Genomic DNA, 13,080 nt, shown 5'->3' with positions numbered 1-13,080 from the left:
TTTTGCTGTCATAAGGCATGTTGGGCATCAGGCTTTGGTTGACGCCATGGGTGTCGAACACCACCGCAAAGGTGTAGCCATCTGCGGGGGCGCTGAGCACGCTGGAGGTGCCGATCACGCCCGATGCGCCACCCTTGTTTTCGACCACCACGCTTTGGCCCAGTTGCTGAGACAAGGGGCCCGACAAAATGCGCGCCACTTGGTCCACCGATCCGCCGGGCGGGAACACGGCCACCAATTTGATGGGCTGTTTGCTGGGCCATGCTTGCGCCCAAGCGCTCAGGGGCAGGCCAGCGGCCAACACCGCGCCAGCGAGGCAAAGGGTGCGCTTTATCCAGGAGGCTGTCATGAGGGGGGTCCTTGTCGATTGATGTTGATCAGGAAAGTATCTGCTGGATGTGTGCTTTTTCCCTTCAGCGTATTCCCTTAAGCTAAAAGCGCGGTTTTTGCGGGTGCTCATTTGGTCGCAGGGATGTTTTTGCGCGTGGCCGTGGTTTTTCTTGTCAGTTGTCCAGGGTGTCGGGCTTGTTCAGTGATTTTTTGTCTTCAGACTGCAAGCGCCGCTCGACTTTTTTCACGTCTTCTTCCGGTGGCAGGCTTTCAGGGCGAATACCTCGCTCCAGCAGCGTGTTGCGCACCGCTTGGTTGTTGGTGATGTGCTCTTGGGAGATTTGTCCCTCACGGTCCATCTGGTGTTGGCGGGCGTTGAAGATGGTGATTTCGGTGGCGAAGTCTTTGGCCTTGAGCAAAATCGTGGGCGCAAAGTCGGCCAGTGGGCGGCTGTCGGGTACTTTCCACTGGGCTTTCATGGCCTGGGTGCTTTTGCCAAACAGTGCATGGTCTCCCTTGCTACGGATCAGCGCAAAGTCCTGGTTGCCGCCAGTCTGTTCGTAGATGACTTGTGAGAGTTCTTTTTCTGTTTCGGTGAGTTTTTTGCGTGCGTGGATGCGCTCGGCATCCAGCATGCGTTGCTCGATGAGCTCGGCCTTGCGGGTTTGCACTGCAAAGTAGGTTTGGGCAAAAGCAATCTCGGGTTTGCGTGGGTCGCCGTTTTGTGCAATCAAGTAACACGCGTAGCGGGTGAGCATGATGTCGTTGATTTCGCGCTGGCTGCCGGAGCCCAAGTCGACCATTTTGTTGACGTCAACAAAATGGTCTGTGATCCGCTGGCCACTCACTTCGCAGGCGGTTTTCGCTTTGCTGATCACGAGTCCAAAGTTACGCCATTCCGCGTAGCCCAGCAGATGCTGGATGTCGCGTGCCAGCCAATACTCAACGCCAGTTTCTGTTTGTTGCGCATGCCCCTCAAAGTTGTCGGTGAGGGTTTGGACTACTTCTTTCTTCATGCTGCGTCTCCTGTTTTGACGTTGTTCAGTATGGCGGTGAATTGCACCTGCACTTTATCGCCAATTTTTTTGTATGGCGTGCACGTCGGTGAATTCGACAAAGTTCCTTGTGCCCGTATTGTTTGGCTTTGCATTTTTTGGATTTGCTTCTTCAGCATGGCGAAATCGTATGACGTGTTTACCCCCAAACCCCGTGCCCAAAGGTGTGGATAAGTCCTTGCACAACTGCGTCAAGCCGCATCCTGATTGGCTTGGCGGCTGGTGCTTAAAAATTGGGCAATGCAGGACTCTTGCCATGAGCCTGGTGGCGGGCACGATTGCGGCTATTCTTGTCCTTTCGTTCCCATGTCTGCACTTGTTCACCGCATGCCTGCCTCCACCATTTCTCCCGGTTTCATTGCCCTGCACAGCCACCGCTCCGAGCGGTTGGCCGACACCCTGACGGGTTGGTTGCGTGCGCACCCACTGGATCCGCTAGAGAGTGAAGTGGTGCTGGTGCAAAGCAACGGCATGGCCGAGTGGATCAAGATCGAGTTGGCGCGCCAGAGCGGTGTGTGCGCGGCCACGCGGGTGGAGTTGCCTTCGCGGTTTTTGTGGCGCACTTACCGGCAGGTGCTGGGCGCGCACAACGTGCCGCTCGACTCGCCGCTCGACAAACTGCCCATGACCTGGCGGCTGATGGCTTTGCTGCCCACTTGCCTGAAAGATCCTGTGTTCCAGCCTGTGGCCGGTTTCTTGAAAGGCGACGAGCCTGACCGCCTGCTGCAACTGGCCAGCCGCCTGGCCGACCTGTTTGACCAATACCAAATCTACCGCCCCGACTGGCTGCAAGACTGGGCCGCTGGACGCCATGTGTTGCGCAAGGCCGCAGGTTCGGACGAACTGGCCCAAGACCAACTCTGGCAGGCCCAGTTGTGGCGCAGCGTGTTGGCCACATTGGATGACAAGCAGCGCCAGGCCACCCGGCCGGCGTTGCATGCCCGGGCGCTGGCGCACCTGCAGTCGGGCCAGCCCCTGGCCAGCGCCGTGGCGCGGCGGGTGTCGGTGTTTGGCATGAGCCACATGCCGGGGCAATTACTGGACATGCTGGCCGCGCTGGCCGCGCACAGCCAGGTGTTGCTGGCCGTGCCCAACCCGTGCCAGTACCACTGGGGCGACATCATTGACGGGCGCGAATGGCTGCAGGCAGAGCGGCGTCGCCATGCTTATCGGGGCGAGGCCTTGGCCAGTTTGCCTCTGGCGCAGATGCACCTGCACGCGCCCACGCTGCTGGCCGCTTGGGGGCGACAGGGGCGCGACTTCATTCGCCAGCTCGACGGCTTTGACGACCTGCAAGCGGCCCAGCAACAGACGCAGTGGCCCCGCCTGGACTTTTTTGAGGACGTGCCAGGCGAAGACGGCAAGCGCATGTTGGTGCAGTTGCAGCGGCGTATTCGTGACCTTGAGCCGTCGAGCGGCGGTCTTGTCCCTGAACCACTGGCAAAGGGCGATCAGTCGGTCGTATTCAAAATCGCCCACAGCCCGGTGCGCGAGCTGGAGGTGCTGCACGACCAACTGCTGCTGTGGTTCCACAACCCGCCAGGCGATCAGCCTGTGTCACCCCGCGACGTGGTGGTCATGGTGCCCAACATCGAAACCATGGCCCCCGCGATCCGCGCTGTGTTTGGCCAGCACAAGCGCGCCGATGCGCGGTTCATCCCCTATGACATTGCCGACTTGGGCGCGCAGGCCATCAGCCCGCTCATCCATGCGGTCGAATGGTTGCTGGCCTTGCCGCAGCAGCGCAGCCGCATGAGCGAGCTGGTCGAGCTGCTCGAAGTGCCTGCCCTGGCCGCCCGCTTTGGCCTGAGCGAGGTGGGCTTGCCCACGCTGACGCGCTGGATGGCGGGCTCGGGCATCCGCTGGGGCTTGTCTGCCGAGCACCGCGCGGGCTTGGGGCTGGGCATGTGCGGCGAGGACAACTCAGCGCTGTTTGGGGTGCAGCGCATGCTCATGGGTTATGCCTGCGGGGCCGATCCGGTGACCGCCGATGCGCCCGGGGCCACGCCTTACCCCGAAGTGGGCGGGCTCGATGCCGAGCTGGCCGGGTCGCTTGCACACCTGTTGCAGGCCTTGATCGACTGGTGGCAAACCGCCACGCAAGACGCCACGCCCGCGCAATGGGCCGAGCGCGGCCGTGCCTTGCTGACCGCGATGTTCAAGCCGCGAGACGACAACGACCGCAACGCACTGTCTGCTTTGGATCAGGCGCTGACCGACTGGTTGCGGGCTTGCGCTGAGGCGGGTTTTACCCAGGCGGTGCCGCTGGCTGTGGCCCGTTCGGCCTGGCTCGAGGCGCTCAAAACGCCGCGACTTGAGCAGCGCTTTCGGGCCGGGGGCGTGACCTTTTGCACGCTCATGCCGATGCGCGCGATCCCGTTCAAGGTGGTGTGCCTGCTGGGCATGAACGACGGCGACTACCCGCGCCGCAGCCCGCGCGCCGACTTCGACCTGATGGGCCTGAAAGGCATGAGCCGCCCCGGCGACCGCTCGCGCCGTGACGATGACCGCCAGCTCATGCTCGAAGCCCTGCTGTCGGCGCGCCAAGTGCTTTATGTCAGTTGGAGCGGCCGCAGTGTGCGCGACAACAGCGAACAACCGCCTTCGGTGCTGGTGTCACAACTGCGCGACGAGATCGACCTGCTGTGGGGCAAAGGCTCGGCCCAAGAACTGACCACGGTGCACCCGCTGCAAGCCTTCAGCCGCACTTATTTTGAAGAGGGCAGTGGTTTGCAAACCTATGCCAAAGAGTGGCGTGCAGCGCAGGACTCGGCGGCGGTAGGAGCGGTCGCAGGCCGCGAAGCCCTGGCCGAAAAACCATCGCGGTCGGAGACCGCTCCTGCAAAGACATTGATCGACTGGCTGCCCCCGATGGAATCTGCGCAGGGCGTGCCTGTCCTCACGCTCACCCAACTCGCCCGCTTTTTGCGCAAGCCCGTGGGCGCGTTTTTTCGGGAACGCCTGCAGGTGCACCTGGAGGATGAGCGCAGCGAACTGCGCGACGAAGAGTTGTTTGGTCTGGCTGGCCTGGACCTGTACCAGTTGATCGACCACGAGCTGCAGCATGTGCCCACCGAGCTGAGTGCCGACTCCTTGCCCGCGCATGTGCAGCAGGTGGTGCAGCGCTTGCGCCAGGCCGGGGCCTTGCCGCTGGCGGGCGTGGGCACGCTCGCTGCAGAGCATCTCCAGGCCCGCCTTCAGGCCATGCTGGGCGCAGCGCTGCGCGAGCGGCAGGCTTACCCCGATGCGGCCGAGCGCCTGCTGTTGGATTGGGCGCACCCCCAGGTCGCCATGCAGGACGCGCTGGGCGATGTGCTGGCAGGCACAGGTGTGAGTGAAGGGGGGCTGATGTCCTTGCACCTGCGCGCCAGCGATCTGGCCAACCTGAAAAACAAAACACCGCAGGCCCACCCCGACAAACTGATCGATATTTGGCTGCTGTCGCTGGCCGCTGCCGCCATGGACCAGCCCATGAGGTGTGTGGTGGTGGGCCGCAACGCCGTGCTGCGCATGGCCGAGCAAGTGCCAGAGGCCGCCCGCGCCCAGTTGACTGCGCTGTTGGGCGTTTGGGCCGAGGGCATGCGTTGGCCGCTGCCACTGCCGCCGGGTGTGGCCCTGCAGTGGCTCAAAGACCCGGAGAACCCCAACGCGCTGGCCGATGCCTACGAGGGCAGTGACTTCAAGCGCGCCGAAAAAGACAAAGACCCGGCGCTGGCCCGCACCTACCCCACGGTCGAGGATCTGTTGGCCACGGGCGCGTTCGAGCGCCTGGCCCAAACCGTTTACGCGCCTTTGAAGGCCTGGGCCGAGCAAGCCGAGATCGAGGCCTTGCCCGATGCGCCCCACGACAGCGAAGAGGCAGAGCAGGCATGAGCACCACGCACGCACCCAATGCCGACGCCCCCCAGGCCCACGCCCAAAATGCCCACACCCTCAATGCGCACACCTTCCCCCTGCGCGGCAGCCACCTGATCGAGGCCAGTGCTGGCACCGGCAAGACCTGGACCATTGCCGCGCTGTATGTGCGCCTGGTGCTGGGCCACGGCCACGAGGGCACCGCACCGGTGCGCCCCATGCTGCCGCAAGACGTGCTGGTGATGACCTTCACCCGCGCCGCCACGCGCGAGTTGTCGGACCGCATCCGCGCCCGCTTGACCGAGGCGGCGCAGGTGTTTCGGGGCCTGGCTGAAACCGACGATGACTTCCTGCAACAACTGCAGCACGAGTACCCCGAAGGCGAGCTGCGCGAGCAAGCCGCTCACCGTCTGGCGTTGGCGGCGCAGGCCATGGACGACGCGGCCGTGTACACCATCGACGCCTGGTGCCAACGCATGCTGCGCGAACACGCGTTCGACAGTGGCAGCCTGTTTGAAGAAAACCTGGTGGGCGACGAAGCCGCGCTGCGCCTCGAAGCGGTGCAGGACTACTGGCGTCAGCAGCTCTACCCCATGGACGCGGCCCTGGTGACCCAGGTGCTGGGCGTTTGGCGCGATGTGCCAGCGCTCGAACAAGACATGCGCGCCCTGATGGCCGTGCCCCTGGCCGACGCTGCCCTTGGCACGCTGGCGCAGGTGTTGGTGGCGACGCTGGCCGAGCGCGACGCACAACTGCAGGCACTCAAACGGGGCTGGATTGAAAAGGCCAACAACTTGCTGGGCTGGATCGAGGCGCAGCTGGAGCATCACAAGTCGAGCTGGGATGGCCGCAAGCTGACGTACAAAAAATGCGCCGAGTGGCTGGCCGTGCTCAAAGATTGGGCGCAAGGGCCTGAAGACGGCAAGTGCCTGGAAAAAGCCATGAAAACCGGCTGGGCACGGTTCACACCCCAAGGCCTGCTCGAATGCCGCAAGCCTGGCGAAGCCCCCGTGGAATTGCCGCCCGAATCGCCAGCCTATGCCGACCTGCAAGCCGCCTTGCAAGCTTTGCCCGATCCCACCCAAGTCGCCCGCCTGCACGCCCGCACCCATGTGCTGCTGCGCTTTGCCGTGCTCAAGCGGCGCAACGGCTTGTTTGGCTTTGCCGACATGCTGCAGCGCCTCGATGTCGCGCTGGCCGCCCCTGAATCGGGCGAGCGCTTGGCGCAGCGCCTGCGTGAGCAGTTCCCGGTGGCGATGATCGACGAGTTTCAGGACACCTCGCCGCTGCAGTTTCGCATCTTCGACCGCATCTACCGCACGGCCGAGAACCTGCCCGACACCGCGTTGCTGCTGATTGGCGACCCCAAGCAATCGATCTACGGTTTTCGGGGTGCGGACATCCACAGCTATTTGGCCGCACGGCGCGCCACCGCCGGCCGCCACCATGTGCTGGGCACCAACTTCAGGTCTACCCAGGCGGTGGTGGCGGTGGTCAACCGCTGGTTTGACATGGCGCCAGACGCCTTTGGTTACCAGCAAGGCGATGAAGACCCGCTGCCGTTCCAACCCGTGGGCGCGAAGGGTCGCGATGAAGTGTTCAGAACAAGCGCTGGCGATGTGCAAGCCATGACCGTGGTGCACGACGCCACTTTGCGCAGCACACGCGATGCACAGACGCACCTGTCGGCCTTGTGCGCCGAGCAAATCGTGGCCTGGCTGAGCGACCCGCAAGCGCGTTTTTCCGATGCGCAAAAGGGCGACAAACCCTTGCAGCCCAAAGACATTGCCGTGCTGGTGCGCACCGGCAAAGAGGCTGCGGCCGTGCGCGACGCGCTGCGGGTGCGAGGTGTGGCCTCGGTGTATTTGTCAGACCGTGACTCGGTGTTTGCCAGCGACGAAGCGCAAGACCTGTGCCTGTGGCTGCGCGGTGTGGCCGAGCCACAAGACATGCGCCGCGTGCGCGCCGCATTGGGCACGCGCACGGTGGGCCTGTCGCTGGCCGAGCTGTACGACCTGGCCACACAAGACGAACTGCTGGACACCCGCGCCGAGCAGATGCGCGAACTGCACCAGACCTGGCAAAGCCAAGGCGTGCTGGCCATGCTGCGCCAGTCGTTGCATGTGCTGAAGTTGGCCGGGCGCTGGCGCGGCCAGAGCGATGGCGAACGCCGCCTGACCAATGTGCTGCACTTGGCCGAATTGCTGCAAGCGGCCAGCAGCCAGATCGATGGCGAGCAGGCCCTGATCCGCTGGCTGACCCAGCAGATCGACGAAGCGCAGTCGGGCAACACCAGCGGTGGCGAAGAGCAAACCGTGCGGCTTGAAAGCGACGAGGACCTGGTCAAAGTCATCACCATTCACGCCAGCAAGGGCCTGGAGTACCCGGTGGTGTGCCTGCCCTTTGCGCACAGCCACCGCGTGGTCACGGCCGACAAAGCCGCTGTGCTGCAGTTGGAGGGGGGGGAGGGCGAGGGCAACCGCCACTGGACGCTGGACTTTGACAAGGAAGACTCCAAGCTCGCGGACCACGACCGCCTGCGTGAAGACCTGCGCCTGTGGTACGTGGCGCTCACGCGGGCGCGCCACGCGCTGTGGGTGGGCTGGAGCGCGGTCAAGCGCGGCAACGGCAAAGCCTGCGTGAACCACGGCAGTGCGGCCGGGCATTTGCTGGGCAGAGGTCAAGAATCAGAGGCCGCCGATTGGCTGAGCAAGCTGCAAGCCCTGCAGACGGATGCGCAAGGCCAGGCCTTGTCGGTGCAGATGCATCTCGCCCCTGCCGAGGTGCCGCTGACGCTGTGGAAAAAACCTGCGCACACCACCGAATTGCGCGAGGCGCTGAGCTGCACCGCCCGCATCGACAAGTCGTGGACAATCGCGAGTTTTTCGCGCCTGACGCGCGACCTGTCTTCGCAGGCCCTGGCGCCCTTGGTCTTGCACCTGAACCCGCCGCGCCCCGCCGACGACGAACCGCCAGAGGATGCGGCCATGCCCATGGCCTCGGTGGCCAACCCCGGTGCATTGGCCCCGTGGCATGGCTTTGCCAAAGGCCCCACGGCAGGCAATTTTTTGCACGACCAGCTCGAATGGCTGGCCGCCGACAACTTCACGTTGGACGCGGCCAAGGCCGAGCGCCTGAAGTACCGCTGCGAGAACGCAGGCTACACAGCCCAGGCCGACGACGTGCTGCAGTGGCTCAGCCGTGTGGTGACCCAGCCTTTGCGCGGGCCCGACGCGCCGCTGAACGCGCTGGGTGACTTGCTGCCCGAGATGGAATTTTGGTTGCCCGCCGAGCGCTTGCATGCCCGCCAGGTCGATGCCCTGTGCCAGCAGCACCTGTTGCCTGGCGTGAGCCGGCCGCAGTTGCCCGACGCGCAACTGCACGGCATGCTGATGGGCTTTGCCGACCTGGTGTTCGAGCACGAAGGCCGCTACTGGGTGCTCGATTACAAATCGAATCACCTCGGGGCCGATGACGCGGCCTACACCGCACAGGCCCTGGATGCGGTCATGGCCCAGCATCGCTATGAAGTGCAGGCTGCGCTCTACATGCTGGCGCTGCACCGCTTGTTGCGCGCCCGTTTAGGAAGTGCCTACGACCCGGCCCAGCAGCTGGGCGGTGCGGTCTACCTGTTCTTGCGCGGCATCGACGGGCCTGCGGGTGGCTGCTGCACTTTGCCTGCGCCTTTGGCGCTGCTCGATGGCCTGGGCGCCATGCTGAACGAAGAGGTGGCGTGATGAACTTGAAAAAAACCTCACGCATGACGAATGTGCCCGCCGCGCAAATGGACTGGCTCATGGACCTGCCCGCCCAAGGCCTGACCGCTGCGCAAACGGTGCAATGGCTGAGCCTGTGGACCGGCCAAGGCCTGCTGCGCCACATCGACAGCGCCTTCGCCGCGCAAGTGCTGCGCCTGGATGCCGGGGCTGCTGCGCCTTTGTTGGTGGCTGCGGCCGTGCTCGCCCACATGGAAGGGCGTGGCCACACCTGCCTGGCCGTGGCCGAGCTGTGCCAGCCGCCGGTGGCGCTGCTGGGCTGGCCTGCGGCGGCGGTGGACGGTGCGCAGGGCCTGAAGGCCTTGTGGGCGCACCTGCCCGCCACTTTGGCAGACTGGCAAGCCGCTTTGCAAGGCCACTCGCCCAGCGTGGGTGTGCGCCTGGCCGATGCCCCTGACCAAGGCCAGCCGCTGGTGTTGGGTGGCCCTGCCGATGCACCGCTTTTGTACCTGCGCCGTTATGCGGGCTACGAGCAGCGCGTGGGCCAAAGCCTGTTGCAGCGCGCCAGCGCGCCACTGGCCGTGCCCGAAGCGGCGGCACGCGAATGGCTGGACCGTTTCTTTGTGCCCAACCCTCAAGCGCCCAACCCCCAAGCGCACAACTTCACCGATTGGCAGAAAGTGGCTTGCGCTGTGGCGCTGCGAGCGCGGCTGTCGGTCATCACCGGTGGGCCTGGCACCGGCAAGACCTACACCGCCGCCCGTTTGTTGGCGCTGCTGTTGGCGCTGCACCCCAATGGCCCGCCGCTGCGTGTGGCGCTGGCCGCGCCCACCGGCAAGGCGGCGGCGCGCTTGAAGCAATCGATCGACGATGCCCTGACCCGCTTGCCCGTGCCTGCCGATGCGGGCTTGGATTTGAGCGCGCTGATCGCCCGCATGGGGCCGGCTCGCACTTTGCATTCGCTGCTGGGGGCGCGGCCCGACACACGCCAGTTTCGCCACCACGCGGCCAACCCGCTCGATGTGGATGTGCTGATCGTGGACGAGGCCTCGATGGTGCACCTGGAAATGATGGATGCGCTGCTGCAGGCCTTGCCGCCCACGGCGCGCTTGGTGCTGTTGGGCGACAAGGACCAGCTGGCCTCGGTCGAAGCGGGTGCGGTGCTGGGCGACTTGTGCCTAGACGCGGCAGCGGGCCGCTACAGTGCGGCCACGGCGCAGTTTGTGCAAGCTGTGACAGGGCAGACCCTGGCATCTGAATTTGTGCTGCCCGATCCGGCCCCCGTGCTGGCCCAGCAAACCGTGATGCTGCGCCAAAGTCGCCGCTTCCAAGGCGTCATTGGCCAGCTGGCGCTGGCCGTGAACCGGGGCGATGCGGCGGCGGCCCGCGCCGTGTTGGTGGGCGTGGCTGCTGGCCGTGATGGCCTTGCTGCAGACTTGTCGCGGTCGCAGACCGCGCCCACGGGGCAACTTTCTCCTCTGCTGGCCCTGCAACCGGCCACCCCCCAAGCGGTCTGCGATTTGGCCTTGGGTGCGCAAGGCAAACCGTCCTACGCCGACTATTTGGGACGCATGCAGCAAGGGCCCGCAGGGCAAGACCCCGAAACCCACGCCGCCTGGGTGCGCAGCGTGCTCAAGGCCTTCGAGCGGTTTCGCATTTTGTGCGCGGTGCACCAAGGCGACTGGGGCACGCAAGCGCTGAATGCGGCGGTGCAAAAAGCCCTGGCCGATGCGGGCCTGCTGCACATCCAGGGCGAGTGGTACGAAGGGCGGCCCGTGATGGTCACGCGCAACGACGCGCAGCTGGGCGTCTTCAATGGCGACGTGGGCGTGGTGTTGCCGGGCACCGAAGGCAAGCCCAAGGTCTGGTTTTTGGACGGTGAAGCCCTGCGTTCGGTCAGCGCCATGCGCTTGGGCCAGGTCGAAACCGCGTTTGTGATGACGGTGCACAAGAGCCAGGGCTCGGAGTTCGAGCACACCGCGCTGGTGCTGCCTGCGGGGGGTACCGAGGTGCTCAGCCGCGAGTTGGCCTACACCGGCATCACCCGGGCCCGCGAGCAGTTCACCTTGGTCGAGGCCGAAGCCGGTTGGCTCGAAGCGGCCATCGACCGCCCCAGCGTGCGCGCCAGTGGCTTGGCGCAGAGGTGGGCACAGCCGCTTGTGAAGCCCGGGGCCTGAGGCATCACTCAGCTGGCGTAGCCCTCGCAGGCCCCGGCATTGGGTCGGCCCCGGCATTCCCGAATCAGGCGTTTGTCGCGCTCGGGCTTGCTTTCTGCCGAGCCTTTGTCGGTGGGCGGTTTGGGGGCTTTGGCCTGTTTGGGTTTTTTGGCGGGTTTGTCGGCGGCGGTCACGGCGGTGAAGTTGTCCGTAGCCCCGCTGGCGGGCATAGCCGCCAGCCATCCCAGTCCCAAACCCACGCTGGCCAGCGTCGATGCCCAATGCCGAATTTTCATGGCGGTCTCCCTGTCTTTTGTTGTGATGTGCATCATAGGCAAGCCGGGCGCAACTGCAAGCACCGAGTGCAGCGGTTAGCCAACACTGTGCAAGAGGTGACGCGTTCGAAGTGCGTCAAGCATTAGGATGCGGACATGAACCCCAACACCGCCCCTTTCATGCGCCAGGCCGTCATGGACCTGGAAGAGTCCCGCATCCGTGAAGTCGCCAACGCGGGCATGGGCCGCCCCGATGTGCTGGCCTTTTGGTTTGGTGAATCTGACGAAGTGACGCCCGACATCGTGCGCCAAGCCGCCATCGATTCGCTGCAAAAGGGCGAGACCTTTTATTCGCACAACCTGGGCCTGCCCGAATTGCGCGAGGCGGTGGCTGATTACATGTCGGCCCTGCATGGCCAAACCCAAGTGATCGGTGTGGACCGGCTGGCCATCACCTCGGGTGGCGTGAATGCGCTCATGCTGGCCGCGCAAGCCCTGATTGACGCGGGCGACGAAGTGCTTGCCGTGACGCCCGTGTGGCCCAACCTGACGGCGCAGGCCTTGGTGATGGGCGCAAATTTGAAGTGCGTGTCGCTGCGCCCGGTGGACGGCCAGTGGCAGCTCGACATGGCGGCGCTCAAAGCCGCCATCACGCCCGCCACTCGTGTGTTGATCGTCAACTCGCCCAACAACCCCACGGGCTGGACACTCAGCCGCGCCGATCAGGCCGACCTTCTGGCGCACTGCCGCAGCACCGGCACCTGGGTGCTGGCCGACGAGGTGTACGAGCGCCTGTATTACGAAACCGACACGGCCAACGGCTGCGCCCCGTCTTTTCTGGATGTGGCTGAGCCCGAGGATCGTCTGGTTGTGGTGCACAGCTTTTCCAAGAGCTTTTTGATGACCGGCTGGCGTTTGGGCTGGCTGGTCATGCCCGCCGCCATGACGCCGCACATGGGCAAACTGATCGAGTTCAACACCTCGTGCGCTTCGGTGTTCACCCAAAAGGCGGGGGTGGTGGCTTTGCAAAACACCGCCGACATCACGCCGAGAGTGGTAGCGCACCTCAAAGCCTGCCGCGACACTTTGCTGCCGCTGCTGCAAGCCGTGCCGGGCGTGCAGGTGGCGCCGGCCAAAGGCGGCATGTACGCGTTTTTCAAGATCGACGGGCACCCCGATTCGGTGCTGACGGCCAAGCGTCTGGTGGCCGAGGCCGGGTTGGGCTTGGCCCCAGGAGAGGCCTTTGCCCCAGAGGCGGCGGGCTGGCTGCGCTGGTGCTTTGCGTCCAAAGACCTGGCACGGCTGGCGCAAGGTGTAGAGCGCCTCAGGGCTTGGCTGCTCGCCAATGGGGCAGGGGGCTGATGTATGGGCAGAAGGGTGGGCGAAAGATTGACGGTGGATCAGCCGCTTCACCTTTAAATACTTCCAGAGCGGCACGTTGAGGCGGTCTGGGTGGGTGAGCCCAGCGACCGTCAAATGGAACGGTTGCGCGCCAGCGGTGGGTTGCGCGAAAAATACTGCAGGATGCCGCGCAGCAGGGCGTCAGTCAGTTGCTTTTGGTACGCCTCGCTGCGCAGTTTTTCTTCTTCTTCCGGGTTGCTGATGAAGGCGGTCTCGACCAGCACGCTGGGGATGTCGGGGGCTTTGAGCACGGCAAAACCGGCTTGCTCGACACGGGGTTTGTGCAACTTGC

The 13,080-nt window shown here is 64.6% G+C and carries 8 protein-coding genes; 4 read left to right on the top strand and 4 right to left on the bottom strand.

Features of this window, described 5'->3' with window-relative positions; translation table 11 throughout:
- On the bottom strand, positions 1 to 349 hold a 349-nt coding region (locus ACIQ47_RS11525), incomplete at its 3' end, for a Bug family tripartite tricarboxylate transporter substrate binding protein (RefSeq protein ID WP_396438254.1).
- A 154-nt stretch (positions 350 to 503) separates the two neighbouring features.
- Positions 504 to 1,346 carry a DNA damage-inducible protein D gene (gene dinD / locus ACIQ47_RS11520; RefSeq protein ID WP_396438253.1) on the bottom strand — a complete coding sequence of 281 codons (843 nt, stop codon included), beginning with the start codon at positions 1,344 to 1,346 and terminating at the stop codon, positions 504 to 506.
- Positions 1,347 to 1,691: 345 nt separating this feature from the next.
- Here dinD and recC point away from each other — a divergent pair, with 345 nt between their 5' ends.
- Genes recC through recD form a run of 3 tightly spaced genes read left to right on the top strand, consistent with a single transcriptional unit; the run spans position 1,692 to position 11,133 of the window.
- Positions 1,692 to 5,258 (top strand): exodeoxyribonuclease V subunit gamma, encoded by a 3,567-nt coding sequence (recC, locus tag ACIQ47_RS11515; RefSeq protein WP_396438252.1) that lies wholly within the window; start codon positions 1,692 to 1,694, stop codon positions 5,256 to 5,258.
- Complete coding sequence (gene recB / locus ACIQ47_RS11510; protein ID WP_396438251.1) at positions 5,255 to 8,977, top strand: exodeoxyribonuclease V subunit beta; 3,723 nt, start codon at positions 5,255 to 5,257, stop codon at positions 8,975 to 8,977. The genes recC and recB overlap by 4 nt, the downstream gene beginning before the upstream one ends.
- Entirely contained in the window at positions 8,977 to 11,133 is a 2,157-nt protein-coding gene (gene recD, locus ACIQ47_RS11505) for an exodeoxyribonuclease V subunit alpha (protein ID WP_396438250.1), read from the top strand. The genes recB and recD overlap by 1 nt, the downstream gene beginning before the upstream one ends.
- 8 nt (positions 11,134 to 11,141) lie before the next feature.
- Here recD and ACIQ47_RS11500 read toward each other — a convergent pair whose 3' ends face one another.
- A complete protein-coding gene (locus tag ACIQ47_RS11500) occupies positions 11,142 to 11,408 on the bottom strand; it encodes a hypothetical protein (RefSeq protein WP_396428443.1) in 267 nt (88 codons plus the stop codon).
- Positions 11,409 to 11,543: 135 nt separating this feature from the next.
- Between ACIQ47_RS11500 and ACIQ47_RS11495 the strand changes: the two genes are divergently transcribed.
- Entirely contained in the window at positions 11,544 to 12,749 is a 1,206-nt protein-coding gene (locus ACIQ47_RS11495; RefSeq protein WP_396438249.1) for a pyridoxal phosphate-dependent aminotransferase, read from the top strand.
- 110 nt (positions 12,750 to 12,859) lie between these two features.
- On the opposite strand, the gene ACIQ47_RS11490 is transcribed toward ACIQ47_RS11495, so the two are convergent.
- Positions 12,860 to 13,080, bottom strand: a 221-nt coding sequence (locus ACIQ47_RS11490) for an N-acetylmuramoyl-L-alanine amidase (RefSeq protein WP_396438248.1), incomplete at its 5' end; no start/stop codon positions are given.

Origin of the sequence: Limnohabitans sp. (assembly GCF_044373035.1) — a bacterium.
Taxonomy (GTDB): Bacteria; Pseudomonadota; Gammaproteobacteria; order Burkholderiales; family Burkholderiaceae_C; genus Limnohabitans_A.
The sequence above is the reverse complement of the archived record's forward strand: the minus strand, read 5'-3'. Positions and strand labels throughout refer to the sequence as shown.